The organism is Cellulosimicrobium sp. PMB13 (assembly GCF_051294865.1).
In the GTDB taxonomy this organism is placed as follows: domain Bacteria; phylum Actinomycetota; class Actinomycetes; order Actinomycetales; family Cellulomonadaceae; genus Cellulosimicrobium.
On the sequence record NZ_CP145910.1, the window covers coordinates 510,919 to 526,682 of the forward strand.

Genomic DNA, 15,764 nt, shown 5'->3' on the forward strand with positions numbered 1-15,764 from the left:
CCGAGCAGCCGGCCGGACCGGTGCGCGCGACCCGCCGAGCGCACCCGCCGGCCCAGCTGGGGTCGCGTCTCCTCATCGACTACCTCGCCCGTGTGCCTCAGACGTTGGGAGACGCGCCCTAGGGCTCTATCTCGCCGACCAGGGCTCTATCTCGCCCACCAGGGCTCTACCTCGGCGACCAGGGCTCTACCTCGCGCGTGCACTGGAGAGCAGCGAGCACCCGCGCTAGATTGTTCGGCATGCCGAACTTTTCTCTCCGGCTCGCCGTCCCGGCGGTGGCCACCACGGGGCTGGTCGCGCTCGCGTTGACGCTCGGCGGGTGCTTGACCGGCACGGACGCCGGGTCGTCGGGCAGCGCTGCCGACGACCGCCCGGTCGTCCTCACCACGTTCACCGTGCTCGCGGACATGGCACGCAACGTCGCGGGCGACCACCTGCGCGTCGAGTCGATCACCAAGGTCGGGGCGGAGATCCACGGCTACGAGCCCACCCCGGGCGACCTGCGGCGCGCGGCGGACGCCGACCTGATCCTCGACAACGGGCTCGGGCTCGAGGCGTGGTTCGACCGGTTCGTCGGCGACCTCGACGTGCCGCACGCCGTCGTGAGCGACGGGGTCGACACGATCCCGCTCGGCGACGACACCGCCGAGGCGTACCAGGGCACGGCCAACCCCCACGCCTGGATGTCGCCCGTGAACGGACAGCTGTACGTGCACAACATCGCCGAGGCGTTCGCCGAGCTCGACCCCGAGCACGCCGACGACTACCGCGCCGCCGCCGCCGACTACGCCGCCGAGATCGGCGCCGTCCACGACGAGCTCACCGCGGCGCTCGACACCCTGCCCGACGAGCACCGCGCGCTCGTCACGTGCGAGGGCGCGTTCTCCTACCTCGCGCGCGACGCAGGCCTCACCGAGCACTACCTGTGGGCCGTCAACGCGGAGCAGCAGGCCACGCCGCGCCAGGTCGCGGGCACGATCGAGCTCGTCGAGCGCGACGACGTGCCGGCCGTCTTCTGCGAGTCCACCGTGTCCGACGCGCCCATGCAGCGGGTCGTCGAAGCGACCGGCGCGACGTTCGGCGGCGTGCTCTACGTCGACTCCCTGTCCGAGCCCGACGGACCCGTCCCGACCTACCTCGACCTCCTGCGCCACGACGCGAGCACGATCGTCGACGGCCTCACGGGCGAGAACCCGGGAGGCGAGGGCTGATGGCGCGCGACCACGCGACGTCGGGCACGAGCGACGTGCCGGCGATCGAGGTGCGCGACCTCACCGTCCACCACGGTGAGGTCCTCGCCCTGGACGCCGCGACCCTGACCGTCGGCTCGACCCGGGGACCGGGGACGGTGTGCGGGCTCGTCGGGATGAACGGCTCCGGGAAGTCCACGCTGTTCAAGGCGATCATGGGCATGCTCCGCCCGGACCACGGCACGGTGCTGCTCGACGGCGCCCCGCCCGCCCGCGCCCGGCGCGCCCAGGCCGTGGGGTACGTGCCGCAGAGCGAGGACGTCGACTGGGCGTTCCCGCTGAGCGTGCGCGACGTCGTCATGACCGGGCGGTACGGGTTCCAGGGCTTCACCCGCCGCCCCCGCGCAGCGGACCGCGCGGCCGTCGACCACGCGCTCGAGCGCGTCGAGCTGGCCGACCTGGCGGACCGGCAGATCGGCGCGCTCTCCGGCGGGCAGCGCAAGCGCGCGTTCGTCGCGCGCGGGCTCGCGCAGGGCGCCACGATCCTCCTGCTCGACGAGCCGTTCGCCGGGGTCGACAAGCGGTCCGAGGCGACGATCACCGCGCTCCTGCGCGAGCTCGCGGGCGGCGGCGCGACCGTCCTCGTCTCGACGCACGACCTGCACGGGCTGCCCGCGCTCGCCGACGAGGCCGTCCTGCTCATGCGCCGCGTCCTGCTGCACGCGACGCCCGAGGAGGTGCTGCGCCCGGAGAACCTGGCGCTCGCGTTCGGGCTCGAGGTCGCGCCGTGAGCCCGGGGATCTGGGACCTTCTCGTCGAGCCGCTGTCGTTCGAGTTCGTGCGGACGGCGCTCGCCGTCACGCTCACGGCGGGGATCGTGTGCGGGGTGCTGTCCTGCTGGCTCGTGCTCGTCGGCTGGTCGCTCATGGGTGATGCGGTGTCGCACGCGGTGCTGCCGGGCGTCGTGCTCGCGTACGTCGTCGGCGCGCCGTTCGCGCTCGGCGCCCTCCTCTTCGGCCTGCTCGCGGTGCTGCTCATCGGCGCGGTCCGGGACACGAGCCGCGTCAAGGAGGACGCGGCGATCGGGGTGGTGTTCACGACCCTCTTCGCCCTCGGCCTCGTGCTCATCTCCGTCACGCCGAGCCAGACCGACCTCAACCACATCCTGTTCGGCAACCTGCTCGGCGTGTCGCCCACCGACCTCCTGCAGGTGCTGGTGCTCGGCGCCGTGACGCTCACGGTCGTCGTGCTCAAGCGGCGCGACCTCACGCTCTACGCGTTCGACCCTGTGCACGCGCACGCCATCGGGCTCTCGCCCCGCCGGCTCGGGGCGCTGCTGCTGGGGCTGCTGGCGCTGACCGTCGTCGTCGCGCTCCAGGCCGTGGGCGTCGTGCTCGTCGTCGCGCTGCTCATCACGCCGGGCGCGACGGCGTACCTGCTCACCGACCGGTTCTCGCGCATGCTGTGGATCTCGCCGCTCGTGGCGTCGGTGAGCGGGGTCGTGGGGATCTTCGGCAGCTACTGGCTCGACACGTCGTCGGGCGGGGCGGTCGTCGTGACGCTGGGCGCCGTGTTCGCGCTCGCGTACCTCTTCAGCCCGCGGCACGGGCTGCTGACGACGCGCGTCGCGCAGGCCCGGCGGCGGCGCGCCGTCGCCGCGACCCGATCCTGAGCGGGCCCGGCCTGCGCTGTGTGCGAAATCTCCACACCTGAAGCCCCGATTCCCTGGCTCTTCCCAGGAACGCCCCCCAGACTGTTCACCATGTCAGCGAGGACGAGCGATCAGCCGGCGACGCCGCGGACGAGGACGTCTGCCCGGTTCGCCGCCGCCAGCCTGCTCGCGCTGTCGATGATGCTCCCTCTCTGCGCCACGGCGAGCGCCGCCGAGGTCGAGCAGCTCATCGCCGACGCGCAGGTCCAGACCGAGACCATCGGCGACGACCTCGAACGCGTCGGGACCCACCTGCCCGCCCTGGACGCCGTGCTCCGCAACGACGTCGTCGACGCGACCGAGTCGGTCCAGGCCGCGACCGACGAGGCGCGCACGGCCCTCGACCACGCCAAGGACGCCGACCACGCGGCCGACGGTCGTGCCACGATCGCCCTGGCCGACGCCCAGGTGGCGCTCGACGCCGCGTCCGCCCAGCTCCGGTACGTCACCGACCTCGCGCACGACGCCGGTGAGGGCGTCGCCGTCGCGCTCGAGCGGCTCCAGGCGCACATCGACGAGCTCCGGGGAGAGACGACGCGCGCGAGCGTCTAGCCTTCGAGCATGGCGTCCCAGGCTCCGCGTCGGCCGCTGCCCCGTCCCGCGCTGCGCGTGACGGGCCTCGTCAAGCCGCACGAGGCGTTCCCGGCCGTGGCCCGCGCCGACCGGTCGATCAACGGCCGCACGAACCGCCGTCGGCTGGGGCCGCGGGCGGACGCCGCCCTCGCGGGCCTGTCCACCGTCGCCGACCACGGCGTGCTGTGGGGCGGCCTCGCGCTCGCCGCCGCCGTGACGGGGCCGCGCGGCCGGCGTGCCGCCGTGCGCGGCTACGGCTCGCTCCTCGCCGCGAGCGCCGTCGCGAACCTCGTGGGCAAGACCCTGTTCGGCGGCGAGCGGCCCTCGCCCGAGAGCCTCCCCGCGTGGCGGCGGCTCGCCCACCCCCCGACGTCGCCGTCGTTCCCCTCCGGCCACTCCGCGTCGGCGGCGGCGTTCGTCACCGGCGTGGCCGTGGAGTGGCCCGTGCTCGGCGTCGCGCTGGTGCCGCTCGCGACGGCCGTGGCCTACTCGCGCCTGCACACCGGGTCGCACTGGTTCTCGGACGTCGCGGCCGGTGTCGCGGTGGGCACCACCGTCGCGCTCGTGGGGCGGGCGGTCGCGCCCGGGTCCCACCGCCGCCGCGCCGCGGCGCCGGCGGGTCCGGCCGCCGACGTCCCCGCGCTGCCCGACGGCGCCGGGCTCTTCGTCGTGGTCAACCCCGCCGCCGGCTCGGGCCGGGCCCTCGCGGAGGACCCGGCCGCGGCCGTCCGGGACGGACTCCCCGCGGCGGAGCTCCACCTCCTGTCCGACGGCGACGACCTGCGCGCCCTGTACGACGACGCGGCGGCGCGCGGCGCGAGGGCGCTGGGGGTAAGCGGTGGTGACGGCACGGTGTCGACGGCGGCCGCGGCGGCTCGCGCGCACGACCTGCCCCTCGTGGTGCTGCCCGGCGGGACGCTCAACCACTTCGCACGGACCGCCGGCCTCGGGTCGATCACGGCCTCCCTCGCCGCGGTGCGCGAGGGGACGGGTGCGGTGGTCGACGTCGCGGACCTGGAGGTCACCGGTCCGGGCGTCGACGGCGACCCGGGCGGCGGAGCCCGCACCGTCCTCAACACGTTCTCGGTCGGGGTGTACCCGGAGCTCGTCACCGAGCGGGAGCGCTACGAGCACCGGCTCGGGAAGTGGCCCGCGGCGGTGCTCGCCGCCGCTCGCGTCCTGGCCAGCGCACGGCCCGTGCGGCTCGACATCGACGGCCACGAGGTCAGGAGCGGCGACTACTGGTCGCTCTTCGCCGGCGTGAACCGGTACTACCCGCAGAGCCTCGCGCCCGTCGAGCGCCGCCGCCTGGACGACGGGGTGCTCGACGTCCGCACCGCCCGTGCCGAGCGCCGCGCGAGCCGTCTGCGCACGTTCCTCGAGGTGGCGGCCGGCGACACCGGGACCCGGCTCGCGCGCCGCGTGCCCGGGGTGCGCCGGCACCTCGTCGTCGGGGCCACGGCGGTCGAGCGGCTCGACCTGCGGTTCCCCGCGCGCGAGCCGGGCGACCCGCACGTCGTCCTCGCGCACGACGGCGAGGTGCTGACCGTGGGGGACCACGCGGCGTCGGGCGCGGTCCGTGTGCGGCTCACGGTCCGCCGCGCGGCGCTGCGCCTCTACGTCCCGGCGGGCGAGGCGCTCGCGGAAGATCCCGCGCCCCGGAACCGTTGACCGGACGCACCCGTCGGCCCCGACGGCGCACGACGACCGAGGAGAGACCATGACCGAGCCCACCACCGCCGCCGCGGAGAGGACCGCTCCCGAGCAGGTCGAGCTGGGTCTCGACACGTTCGGCGACGTCACGGCCGGGCCGGACGGTGCGCCGGTCACCGCGGCGCGCACGATCCGCGAGGTCGTCGACGAGGCCGTGCTCGCGGACCAGGTGGGCGTCGACTTCTTCGGGGTCGGCGAGCACCACCGCGAGGACTTCGCCGTGAGCGCGCCCGAGGTCGTGCTCGCGGGCATCGCGACGCGCACGTCGCGGATCCGGCTCGGGTCGGCCGTCACGGTGCTCAGCTCGGACGACCCCGTGCGCGTGTTCGAGCGCTTCGCGACGCTCGACGCCCTGTCCGACGGCCGCGCCGAGGTGATCCTCGGGCGCGGGTCGTTCATCGAGTCGTTCCCGCTGTTCGGCTACGACCTCTCCGACTACGAGGTGCTGTTCGAGGAGAAGCTCGACCTGTTCGTGCACCTGCTCGACGAGGGACCGGTGTCGTGGTCGGGGACGACGCGTGCGGCGCTGAGCGGTCTGGAGGTCTTCCCCAAGACGGAGTCCGGGCGCCTGCGCACCTGGGTCGGCGTGGGCGGGTCGCCGGAGTCGGTGGTCCGCACCGCGCGCCACGGCCTGGGGCTCATGCTCGCGATCATCGGCGGCGAGCCCGAGCGGTTCCGCCCGTACGTCGACCTGTACCACCGCGCGGTCGACGAGCTCGGGCAGCCCGTGCTGCCGGTCGGCGTGCACTCCCCCGGGCACGTCGCCGAGACCGACGAGCAGGCGCAGGAGGAGGTCTACGAGCACTTCGCGGCCATGAACAACCGCATCGGCCGAGAGCGCGGCTGGCCCGCCTACCACCGCGGACGGTTCGCGCACGACATCCGGGACGGGTCGCTGTACGTCGGGTCGCCGGAGACGGTGGCGCGCAAGATCGCCTCGACCGTGCGCCTGCTCGGGGCCGGGCGGTTCGACCTCAAGTACTCGTCCGGCACGCTGCCGCACGACGCGATGATGCGCAGCATCGAGCTCTACGGGACCCAGGTGATCCCCCGGGTGCGCGAGCTGCTCGCCGAGGGCTGAGCCGCCGACCACGCGATCACGACCGTCGAGCACGGGATCGTCCACCGGATCGCGCGGGATCCGGTGGACGATCCCGTGTTCGGCACGGCGTGTCAGGCGCTGAAGCCGGCCGTCCGCCGGCCAGGGCCGTCGCTTCCGCCGGTCGGGTCCGCCCCCGCGAGGCGGAGCGCCTCGTCCTCCAGCTCGCGCGGGAGCCCGACGCCGGGCCGGTCCGCGCGCTGCGGCGTCGCCTCTCCGTCCGCGTCCAGGGCCTGCATCCAGTCCCACGTGTCGCGGACCGTCTCGCGCACGTCGCGCGTGCGCAGCCCGAGGGAGAACGCGCGCGACACGTCGGAGCCGTGGAGCGCGTCGTACAGCTCGCCCGGTGGGATCCAGATGGGCAGCTGCGACCACGGCTCGATCCCCGCCCGCTCCACGACCTCCGGCTCGACCCAGACGAGCTCGGCGGGCGGGCGCCCGGCCGCCGAGACGGCGTCGGCGGTGACCGCGACGCACGCCGAGAGCACGTCGCGCATCGTCGCGTGCCCGGGTGCGCTCACCACGTCGACCGGACCCGAGGCGCCCGTGAGCGCCGCGTCGAGCGCGAACGCCGCGAGGTCGCGTGCGTCGACGTGCTGGAGCGGGAGCTCGGCCGGGCCCGGCGCGAGGACCGGACCGCCCTGCGCGACGCGGCGCAACCACCACGGGAGCCGGCCGACGTTCTCGCGCGGCCCGAGGATGAGGCCGGCACGCAGCAGGAGCGCGCGGTCTCCGAGCGCGTCGACGGCGGCGATCTCGGCGCCACGCTTGGCGCGCGCGTAGTCGTCGTGCGTCGTCTCGTCGGGGTCGGCGTCGACGAGCGGCGCCGACTCGTCCGCGCCGCGCGGCGGCCACGGCCTGTAGACCGAGCGGGACGACACGTAGACGTACCGGCTGTCGCCGGGGATGCGGCCCGCCAGGAGACCCGCGGCGTCGCGCACGGCGGCGGGCGCCCACGACCACGTGTCGACGACGACGTCCCACTTCTGCGCGACGTCGTCCGACCGCAGCGCGTCCAGCCCGTCGGGGCGGGAGCGGTCGCCGACGAGCTGCCGGGCGCCGTCGGGCGCGGGGTGGGTGCCGCGGTTGAGGACCGTGACGTCCCACCCGCGCGCGAGGGCGTCGTCGACCACCGCGCGGCCGACGAAGTCCGAACCGCCGAGGACCAGGAGCCGTGTCGTCATGCGCCCCAGCGTCGCGCAGCCCGCGCCCGCCCGCAGCCTCTTACGCGGTCGGCAGACGCGTCTCACCGCCTCGCCCCTCCGAGGCCTTGACATGCCGCTCTGCTGGCCAGGTAACCTGGCCAGGACGAGGAGGACGCATGCAGATGAACGTGCTCGAGGCCAAGAACAACCTGTCCGCGTTGATCGCCCGCGCTGTGGCGGGCGAGGAGGTGGTCATCGCCAAGCGCGACGTCCCCCTCGTGCGACTCGTCCCCGTCCGAGCCGACCTCTCGCACGGGACCGGGCCTGCGATCCTCGAGTGGCTGGAGGCTCACCCGGTGCCGTCGCGATCCGTCCGCAGCACCGAGGAGGTCGACGCCGACGTCGCTGCGGAGCGCGAGGGCTGGGAGTGATCTACCTCGACTCGTGCGTCGTCATCTACGCGGTCGAGGATCCAGGCCCACGGGGCGAGGCGGTGCGGAAGCGGCTCGCGCGGGCCGGCGACGAGCCGGTCGCCGTGAGCCCGCTCGTCGCGATGGAGTGCCTGGTCGGACCGCTGCGCCGGGGTGACCTCGAGCTCGAGTCGCGGTACCGCACGGTCCTCGACCTCTTCCACCAGCTCGCCGTCCCCGCGGACGTCTTCGAGCGTGCCGCCCGCCTCCGGGCGACGCACGGCCTGCGCACCCCGGACGCGCTCCACCTCGCCACCGCTCAGGTGCACGGGTGCTCCGCGCTGTGGACGAACGATCAGCGCCTGCACGCCGCGAGCAGGGGCCTCGCGGTCGACGTCGTCGCCGGTGCCTAGCGGACCGGCTCGGCTCCTGGTTCGGTCGGGTCAGTCCGGATCCGTCGGGTCGAGCGGCGCGTCGGGGTCGAGGTTCACGACGCCGCGCCGCCAGTAGCCCCGGATCGCGAGCTGGTCCGGGCGCGCACCTGAGCGGCGCAGGTCGCGACGCACCACGGCCAGATCGGTGGCCTCCCCCGCCCCGACCGCGTACTCGTCCGCGTCGATCGGCCCGAGCGCGCGCACCGCCTCGGCGAGCTGGCCCGGGCCGTCCGTGCGGTAGAGGATCTCGACGGACGCGCGCCCCAGCTCGTCCTCGACGAACGCCTCGTCGACGTCGTCGCCGATCTCGACGATCGCGGTCACGGGGACGTCCGGCCCGACGGCGGCCACCCACCGCGCGAGCGCGGGCAGACCCGTCTCGTCCCCGACGACCAGGAGCCGCCCGATCCCCTCGGGCACGCCGCCGCTCGACGTCGGTCCGACGAGGACGACCTCGTCACCGGCCGTCGCGCGCGCCGCCCACGCGGACGCCGGACCGCCCGGTTCGCCGGGCGGCGCACCGGGAACGTCGTCGCCGTGGAGCACCCAGTCGACGTCGACCTCGCCGACCTCGCCGACCGTCCGGGTCGAGCGGACCGTCATCTCCCGGGAGATCGACACGACGCCGGCCGGGCGCTGGAGCGCGCCGTCGGCGGTGAGCGTCGGGGGGTGCAGCACACCGGTCGCCGGGTCGGGGAGGAACACCTTCACGTGGTCGTCGGGTCCAGGCGCTCGGAGCAGCGCGCGCTCCGCCGGGTCGCCCGGTCCGAGGGGTTCGGCCCCGGCGTCGACCGCGGCGCGGAAGGTGATGCGGCGCAGCGCGGTCGAGGTCTCGGCGACGGCGTGGACACGGACGCGACGCGGGACGAGGTCGAGGTGGGTGCGGGAGCGCGTGAACACCCGTCGATCCCATCACACGGGGCGCCCGGGCGTCCCGATAGGCTCCGCCACCATGGTCCGCGCCCTGTTGTCCCGCGCCGTCATCGCGTGCGCCGTGGCCGCCGCCGTCCTCGGGACGGGAGCCTGCGCAGGCGTCCGCAGCGAGCCCGACGACGTCGACACGGCCCGGCTCGCCGCCCTCGAGGACGCCGCGCCGTTCGACGCGGACTGGCAGGCGGACCCGGCCCGGGGCGCGTTCCGCAGTGCGGCCGTCCTCGCGTACCGCGGGCAGGTGTCGTTCACCGAGGAACGCACGGCACCGCCCGACGGGCGTGCCGACCAGGCGGTGTGGACCGAGGGCGTCACGACGGCAGCGGCACTGCGCACGGAGGGCTGGACGGTGGTCGGTGCGTCCTGCCAGGTGGCCGACGGCGGCGACGCCGTGGACACGGTCGTCGTGGTCGCGACGCGGGACGTGGCCGACGTCGTGGCGGTCGCCCGCGTCACCGTCGACACCGACGCGCGCCGCGGCACGCTCGTCGTGCCGTACCACACCGAGGAGCCCGACCCCTGGGGTCTCGACCCGCTCGACGGACCGACGTGCGTCGACGGCGACACGCCGCCGTCGGCCACCGTCACGGCCGGCGCCGACCCCGAGGACGTCACCGACGTGCCGCTCCCCTGAGCGGCACCGCCTCTCGCCCGGCCGGGCCACCGGCTACGGTGACGTGATGGACGTCGAGGTGCGCCCCGCCGTCGGCCGCTTCACCGACTTCGCGACCGTGGTCGGCCCGAAGAGCCCCGGGGTGCCGGGCTGCTGGTGCATGTCGTACCGGGACAGCCGCGTCGGCAACGACGACCGGCCTGCCTACATGGCCGACCTGTGCGCCGTCGAACCCGGCCCCGGCGTGCTCGCCTACGTCGACGGCGAGGTCGCGGGCTGGTGCTCCGTCGCACCACGCAGCACCTACCGACGTCTCATGCGCTCGCGCACGATCCCGTTCGTCGACGAGCTCGACGCCTGGAGCGCCGTGTGCTTCGTGGTGCGGGCCGGGTACCGGCGCCGCGGGCTCATGCACGACCTGCTCGCGGGCGCCGTCGAGCACGCCGCCGCGCACGGCGCTCCCGCGGTCGAGGGGTACCCGGTGGACTCGGGGCCCGAGCGTGTCGACGTCATCTCCGGGTACGTCGGGAGCGTCGCGCTCTTCGAGCGGGCCGGGTTCGTGCGTGCCGCGCCGACGACCGGCGTCAGCGGCGGGACGCCGCGTGTCGTCATGCGCAGGATGCTCGGCTGAGCACTCCCTGAGACCCAGGTCTCCGTGCACCCCGCCTCGACCGCTGCCGGTCGCCGCGGGTTCACCTGCGGGAACGGATCCGTTCACGTGCTGCGGGCAACGTTCGACCGTCATCCACGAAGGAAGGGTCCTCTTCGCATGCCTCTGACACGACATGCCCTCAGCAGACGGGTCGCGGGCCTCACCGCGCTCGCCGTCGCCGGCGGATCGCTCGTCACCGTCCCGGCGGCAGCAGCCGGGGCCACCGACGCGCCCCTGCGCCCGCCGCTGGTGGTCACCGAGATCGCTCCCGACAACGACGGGTACGACGACTTCGAGTTCTTCGAGGTGACGAACACGACGGACGAGGCCGTCGACGTCGCCGACCACGGCTTCACCTACGTCTACACGGACGCCGGCACGTCGGGCAGCGACAAGCCGCTCATGCTCGCCGAGGAGACGGCGACGATCCCCGCGCACGGCAGCGCGGTGCTCTGGTTGCAGTACACCTCGTCCACCGTCGACAGCCTCGCGAGGACCGACGACGAGTTCCGCGCCGCCGTCGGCGCCGGCGCCGACGTCCCGCTCTTCCACGTCACCGGGCAGCCCGGCATGGCCAACAGCGGGCCGCGCGGCATCCGCGTCGACGACCCGGCGGGGCGCGCGCTGAGCTGGTCGGTCTACGCCCGCCCCTCCGCCGCACCGGGCGTCTCGACCCACTTCGCCGTCCCCGGCGACGGATCGACGGCCCTGGTGGAGCACTCCACCGGCCCGTACACGCCGGGGGTCGTCGACGACGCGCAGCTCGGTCCTGTCGACCCGGAGCCCACGCCGGAACCGACCGAGACGCCCGATCCCACGCCGACCGAGACCCCGGTACCCACGCCGACCGAGACCCCGGACCCGACCCCGAGCGACCCGGCCCTCGGCGCCCCCGTGCTGCAGGTGACCGAGGTGGCGCCGGACACCGCGAACGTCGGCGGGGCCGACGCCTACGAGTTCATCGAGGTCTACAACGCCTCCGACGCTCCGGTGCCGTTCTCGGAGCACACGATCAGCTACCTCTACCTCGACGCGAACCACACCGTCACCAGCAGCACGCTGTGGCCGGCGACGCCGTCCGACCCGGTGATCGAACCCGGGCGCACGCTGGTGCTGTGGGTCAAGAACGGTGCGAACGACCACCTCACGGCCGCCGACTTCAACGCCCACTTCGGCAGCACGCTGACCGGCGGCGTCGACCTCGTCGAGATCTTCTCCGGAGGCATGGCCAACGGCGGCCTGCGCGGGCTGCAGGTCGAGACCAACACCGGTCATCCGGTCTCGCGGGCCGACTACATGAACAACGACCAGACGGTCGTCGACCAGCCGATCCAGTACCGCTGGGACGAGGGCACGAGCCAGACGCTCGTCGGCACCGGCGAGGCGACCCCCGGCTCGGTGACGCCGGACCAGGTGCCCGCCGCGCTCGTCGTCACGCCGCAGGACGTCGAGGAGCCGGTGATCACCGACCTCACGGGGAGCGACGACGCCCCGGGGACGGACGGGCTCGCCCTGCTGTTCGAGGTGACGGACGACCGGCTGGTCAGCACCGTGGAGCTCACCCTGACCTCCGACGTCGGCGAGCCGGTCACCCAGCTGCTCCGCGTCGAGGCTGCCGACCGGTTCTCCTACGCCGTCCCCGCCGTCGACCTCTACGGCAAGTCCTGGGCCGAGTACACCGTCAGGGCGTCCGACGGGCAGAACGCGACCACGCTCGGCCCGGTCCGGGTCGACCTGGACGACACCGGTGACGACCCCGTGCGGCTCAACGTGACCGAGGGACAGTACGTCGGCGGCGCGACGCGGGTCGCGGCCACGACGACCGGCGACCCCGCGGACCTGCGCCTGTCGATCGACGGGTCCGCGGTCGACGAGCTCACCCCGGCGATCGAGGCCCCGGCGCTGTTCGCGTTCGAGGCCACGAGCACCGACGCCTTCTTCCGCAACGGCGTCAGGCTCGGCGACGACGTCCTGACGATCTTCGACGAGGGCTTCTACTCGCGCGTCGAGACGGTCACCAGCGAGGTGCCGGTCGAGCGCGTCGTCGCCGGGGAGGGGCTGACCCTGGGCATCTACGCCGGCACCAAGGCGTGGCCCGAGCCGGACCCGGACGAGAACAACGACGACTTCACCGCCATGAACCTGCGGCTCGCCCTGCCCGACGGCCGCGTGCTGCGCCCCGAGGTGTGCGGCGGCGCGGGCGAGGGCCAGGAGGAGACGGTCCGCGAGTGCCCCGACCCCACCACGCGGATCGGCTTCAACGACGCCAACCAGGTCTACTTCACCGCCACCTTCTCGGTGCCGCAGGACGCGTTCGACTCGCTCGCCCACACCTGGGACACCACCGCGGTGGACGACGGCGAGCACACCGTCTCCGCGAGCCGCGCCGGTGACGCGGGCGCCGGGTCCGTGACGCGCACCGTCGTCGTCGACAACACGGCCCCCGAGCTCAGCACGGCGCTGGTCGACGGTGAGACGTACCGCGGGAGCTTCACGATCGACGCGAAGGCGTCCGACGCGGGCTCCGGGGTCGACTCCGTCACGGCCACGCTCGACGGCGAGGAGATCGACCTGCCGTACACGACGTCGTCGCTCGAGCTCTCCGCCGGCGACCACACCGTGGTCCTGACGGCGACGGACGCCCTGGGGAACACCGCCGAGCGGACGCTCGGGCTCATCACGCCCGACGAGGTCCCGACGGTCGAGCTCGGTGCGCCGGCCGACGGCGCCACCGTCGAGGCCGGCGACCTGACGCTGTCCGCGACCCCGGGCTCGGCGACGGGGGACGACCTCGACGTGGAGTTCCGGGTCGGGCACACCGTCGACGCCGCGGACCCGCAGGTCGAGGCGTTCTCGGGCACCACGACGGACGCCTCGTCCACCGACCGGGACGGCCGCACCGTCCTGAGCGCCGACGAGCTCGAGAAGATCGTCGGCACCGACGGCCTCTCCGCCGAGGTCTCCTCCGACACCGAGCTCCCGTACCAGCTGTTCACGGTGGACGTCCCCGAGGACGCCGCAGCCGACAGCGAGGTGCGCATCGCCTGGTCCGGGTCGGCGAACGCCGACGCGAAGGTGCTGCTGTCCGTCCTCGACGTGGCCGGCGACACCTGGCAGGAGGTCGACCGCCACGTCACGACCGACGGGGCGGCCACCGAGTTCGAGCTCGGCGGCACCGTGCCCGTGGAGGGTCATGTCCGCGACGGTCAGGTGACGGTGCTCGTGCAGCACTCCGAGGGGTTCGCCGGGACGCCGCGCTCCGGCCGTGAGGACGTCGCCACGCCGTTCCACCCCGACGCCACGCCGCGGTCCGGGTACGACTTCACGATCGCCTGGGAGTCGGACACGCAGTACTACAACGACAACCAGGGGCAGCCGACGGACGGCTCGGGCGACGAGTGGTACGCGCACCAGGAGGCCATCCACGACTTCGTCCTGGACGTCCGCGACGAGGTGAACCTGCAGTACCTGATCCACACCGGTGACATCGTCGACGACTGGGACCAGGAGCACCAGTGGCTCAACGCCGACCCGACGTACCGGAAGCTCGACGACGCCGGGCTGCCGTACGGCGTGCTGGCGGGCAACCACGACGTCGGCGGTGCTCTGGCCGACTACTCGACGTACTCCGAGTACTTCGGTGCCGACCGGTTCTCGGCCAACCCGTGGTGGGGAGGCGACATCCAGGACAACCGGGGCCACTACGACCTCGTGAGCGCGAACGGCGTCGACCTGCTCCTGCTGTCCATGGGGTGGGCCCCCGGCGGCGAGCACATCGAGTGGATGAACGACGTCATCGCGAGGTACCCGGAGCGCACGGTCTGGATCAACCTGCACGAGTACATGCTCACCACCGGGGGGCTCGGGCCGATCCCGCAGCGCATCCTCGACGAGGTCGTCGCGCCGAACCCGAACGTCGCGCTCGTGAGCTCCGGCCACTACCACGACGCCTACACGCGCACCGACGACTTCGACGACGACGGTGACGGCGTCGCCGACCGCACGGTGTACTCGATGCTGTTCGACTACCAGGGCCTGCCGGAGGGTGGGCTCGGATACCTGCGGCTGCTGCACTTCGACAACGACGGTGGCGCCGACGGGAGCGGTCGGATCGTCGTGCGGACGTACTCGCCGTCGCTCGACGACTTCGACTCCGACGACGCCGCGCTCAACGACCCGGCCGGCATGCAGGACTTCGAGATCCCCTACGCCGCGCTCGGGCTGGAGCCGACCACGAAGCGGCTGGCGACCGACGGCCTGACGGTCGACGTGCTTACCACGGAGACGATCGACGAGGTGTCCGGCGTGCCGTCCGGGACCGTCGCGTCGGGGACGTGGGTCGGCGTCGAGCCCGGTGAGCACGGGTGGTACGCGGTGGTCACCGGCCCGCACGGCGGCACCGCGATCTCGCCGGTGCACACCTTCACCGCCGTCGGGACCACCGGGCCGTCGCTCTCGGACGTCACGGCCCAGGCCCGCTGCCTCGCCGGCCGGGCGTACGTCGCGGTCCGCGTGGGGAACGCCGACGACGCCGCGCTCGACGTGCGGTTCGACACGCCCTTCGGGGCGAGGGACTTCGCCGCGGTCGCACCGGGCAGGTTCGCATACGCGTCGTTCTCGACCAGGTCCGGCACGGTCGAGGACGGCGAGGTGACCGTCACCGCATCCGCGACGGACGGCACCGGCCCCGAGGAGAGCGTCATCGTCCCGTTCGAGGGCGTCGCCTGCGGCTGACGACCCGCACCTCACACCCGTGACCCGCTCGCCCGTCCCCGGGCGGGCGGGTCACGCCGTCCCCACCGCACGACCTGGCCGACGGCCTCAGTCCAGGCAGAACTCGTTGCCCTCGGGATCGGCCATGACGATGAACCCGATGCTCGTCGGCGGCTCCGGCTCGAAGCGCCGCAGCCGCGAGGCACCGAGCGCGACGAGCTCGGCGCACCGGGCCTCCAGGGCCGCCATCCGCTCGTCGCCGCGCAGCTCCGGCGCCGTCCGCACGTCGAGGTGCACGCGGTTCTTGGCCACCTTCTCCTCGGGCACCTGCTGGAAGAAGACCCGCGGGCCCTTGCCGTCCGGGTCCTCGAGCGCCGACGCGCTGTTGCGCTGGTCCTCGGGCACGCCCGACCGCTCCAGGAACTCGTCCCACGCCGCGAGCGGGTCCGCGCCCTCCGGCAGCTCCACGCCCGGCGGCCCCGGGTGGACGTAGCCCAGCACCTCCTTCCAGAACGTCGACAGGGCGCGCGGGTCCCGCGCGTCGAACGTCACCTGGACCGTGCTGCTCATGGTTCCTCCCC

General features: G+C 74.1%; 14 protein-coding genes. 11 read left to right on the top strand and 3 right to left on the bottom strand.

Going from position 1 to position 15,764, the window contains the following annotated elements; all coding sequences use genetic code 11:
- Positions 1-239 precede the first annotated feature (239 nt).
- The 6 genes from V5D56_RS02525 to V5D56_RS02550 all read left to right on the top strand — a co-directional run bounded on the left by V5D56_RS02525 (position 240) and on the right by V5D56_RS02550 (position 6,268).
- Entirely contained in the window at positions 240-1,211 is a 972-nt protein-coding gene (locus tag V5D56_RS02525) for a metal ABC transporter substrate-binding protein (RefSeq protein ID WP_435737494.1), read from the top strand.
- Positions 1,211-1,981 carry a metal ABC transporter ATP-binding protein gene (locus V5D56_RS02530; protein ID WP_435737495.1) on the top strand — a complete coding sequence of 257 codons (771 nt, stop codon included), beginning with the start codon at positions 1,211-1,213 and terminating at the stop codon, positions 1,979-1,981. Before V5D56_RS02525 ends, V5D56_RS02530 begins: the two co-directional genes overlap by 1 nt.
- A complete protein-coding gene (locus V5D56_RS02535) occupies positions 1,978-2,862 on the top strand; it encodes a metal ABC transporter permease (protein WP_435737496.1) in 885 nt (294 codons plus the stop codon). Before V5D56_RS02530 ends, V5D56_RS02535 begins: the two co-directional genes overlap by 4 nt.
- A 90-nt stretch (positions 2,863-2,952) precedes the next feature.
- Positions 2,953-3,453: a hypothetical protein gene (locus V5D56_RS02540; protein WP_435737497.1), complete on the top strand. Its 501-nt coding sequence runs from the start codon at positions 2,953-2,955 to the stop codon at positions 3,451-3,453.
- A 9-nt stretch (positions 3,454-3,462) separates the two neighbouring features.
- Positions 3,463-5,145 carry a bifunctional phosphatase PAP2/diacylglycerol kinase family protein gene (locus V5D56_RS02545; protein WP_435737498.1) on the top strand — a complete coding sequence of 561 codons (1,683 nt, stop codon included), beginning with the start codon at positions 3,463-3,465 and terminating at the stop codon, positions 5,143-5,145.
- Between the two features lie 49 nt (positions 5,146-5,194).
- On the top strand, positions 5,195-6,268 hold the full coding sequence (locus tag V5D56_RS02550; protein WP_435737499.1) for an LLM class flavin-dependent oxidoreductase: 1,074 nt from the start codon (positions 5,195-5,197) through the stop codon (positions 6,266-6,268).
- Between the two features lie 92 nt (positions 6,269-6,360).
- Here the strand turns inward: V5D56_RS02550 and V5D56_RS02555 are convergent, their stop codons facing one another.
- On the bottom strand, positions 6,361-7,470 hold the full coding sequence (locus V5D56_RS02555) for an NAD-dependent epimerase/dehydratase family protein (RefSeq protein ID WP_435737500.1): 1,110 nt from the start codon (positions 7,468-7,470) through the stop codon (positions 6,361-6,363).
- Positions 7,471-7,607: 137 nt separating this feature from the next.
- On the opposite strand from V5D56_RS02555, the gene V5D56_RS02560 reads away from it, so the two are divergent.
- The gene (locus V5D56_RS02560) at positions 7,608-7,862 is read left to right on the top strand and encodes a type II toxin-antitoxin system Phd/YefM family antitoxin (protein WP_435737501.1); all 255 of its coding nucleotides are present in this window, start codon (positions 7,608-7,610) and stop codon (positions 7,860-7,862) included.
- Positions 7,859-8,254 carry a type II toxin-antitoxin system VapC family toxin gene (locus tag V5D56_RS02565; protein WP_435737502.1) on the top strand — a complete coding sequence of 132 codons (396 nt, stop codon included), beginning with the start codon at positions 7,859-7,861 and terminating at the stop codon, positions 8,252-8,254. Before V5D56_RS02560 ends, V5D56_RS02565 begins: the two co-directional genes overlap by 4 nt.
- 30 nt (positions 8,255-8,284) lie before the next feature.
- On the opposite strand, the gene V5D56_RS02570 is transcribed toward V5D56_RS02565, so the two are convergent.
- Positions 8,285-9,175 (bottom strand): siderophore-interacting protein, encoded by an 891-nt coding sequence (locus V5D56_RS02570; RefSeq protein ID WP_435737503.1) that lies wholly within the window; start codon positions 9,173-9,175, stop codon positions 8,285-8,287.
- A 52-nt stretch (positions 9,176-9,227) separates the two neighbouring features.
- On the opposite strand from V5D56_RS02570, the gene V5D56_RS02575 reads away from it, so the two are divergent.
- The 3 genes from V5D56_RS02575 to V5D56_RS02585 all read left to right on the top strand — a co-directional run bounded on the left by V5D56_RS02575 (position 9,228) and on the right by V5D56_RS02585 (position 15,204).
- The gene (locus tag V5D56_RS02575) at positions 9,228-9,839 is read left to right on the top strand and encodes a hypothetical protein (RefSeq protein ID WP_435737504.1); all 612 of its coding nucleotides are present in this window, start codon (positions 9,228-9,230) and stop codon (positions 9,837-9,839) included.
- Between the two features lie 46 nt (positions 9,840-9,885).
- Positions 9,886-10,449 carry an N-acetyltransferase family protein gene (locus V5D56_RS02580; RefSeq protein ID WP_435737505.1) on the top strand — a complete coding sequence of 188 codons (564 nt, stop codon included), beginning with the start codon at positions 9,886-9,888 and terminating at the stop codon, positions 10,447-10,449.
- Positions 10,450-10,587: 138 nt separating this feature from the next.
- Positions 10,588-15,204: a metallophosphoesterase gene (locus tag V5D56_RS02585; protein WP_435737506.1), complete on the top strand. Its 4,617-nt coding sequence runs from the start codon at positions 10,588-10,590 to the stop codon at positions 15,202-15,204.
- Between the two features lie 87 nt (positions 15,205-15,291).
- On the opposite strand, the gene V5D56_RS02590 is transcribed toward V5D56_RS02585, so the two are convergent.
- Positions 15,292-15,753: a VOC family protein gene (locus tag V5D56_RS02590; RefSeq protein WP_435737507.1), complete on the bottom strand. Its 462-nt coding sequence runs from the start codon at positions 15,751-15,753 to the stop codon at positions 15,292-15,294.
- Between the last annotated feature and the right edge of the window lie 11 nt (positions 15,754-15,764).

Bases quoted from the DNA above. Each gene is read 5' to 3' on its own strand.
- V5D56_RS02525 (WP_435737494.1), top strand. From the start codon at position 240: ATGCCGAACTTTTCTCTCCGGCTCGCCGTCCCGGCGGTGGCCACCACG.
- V5D56_RS02530 (WP_435737495.1), top strand. From the start codon at position 1,211: ATGGCGCGCGACCACGCGACGTCGGGCACGAGCGACGTGCCGGCGATC.
- V5D56_RS02540 (WP_435737497.1), top strand. From the start codon at position 2,953: ATGTCAGCGAGGACGAGCGATCAGCCGGCGACGCCGCGGACGAGGACG.
- V5D56_RS02545 (WP_435737498.1), top strand. From the start codon at position 3,463: ATGGCGTCCCAGGCTCCGCGTCGGCCGCTGCCCCGTCCCGCGCTGCGC.
- V5D56_RS02550 (WP_435737499.1), top strand. From the start codon at position 5,195: ATGACCGAGCCCACCACCGCCGCCGCGGAGAGGACCGCTCCCGAGCAG.
- V5D56_RS02555 (WP_435737500.1), bottom strand. From the start codon at position 7,470: ATGACGACACGGCTCCTGGTCCTCGGCGGTTCGGACTTCGTCGGCCGC.
- V5D56_RS02560 (WP_435737501.1), top strand. From the start codon at position 7,608: ATGCAGATGAACGTGCTCGAGGCCAAGAACAACCTGTCCGCGTTGATC.
- V5D56_RS02575 (WP_435737504.1), top strand. From the start codon at position 9,228: ATGGTCCGCGCCCTGTTGTCCCGCGCCGTCATCGCGTGCGCCGTGGCC.
- V5D56_RS02580 (WP_435737505.1), top strand. From the start codon at position 9,886: ATGGACGTCGAGGTGCGCCCCGCCGTCGGCCGCTTCACCGACTTCGCG.
- V5D56_RS02585 (WP_435737506.1), top strand. From the start codon at position 10,588: ATGCCTCTGACACGACATGCCCTCAGCAGACGGGTCGCGGGCCTCACC.
- V5D56_RS02590 (WP_435737507.1), bottom strand. From the start codon at position 15,753: ATGAGCAGCACGGTCCAGGTGACGTTCGACGCGCGGGACCCGCGCGCC.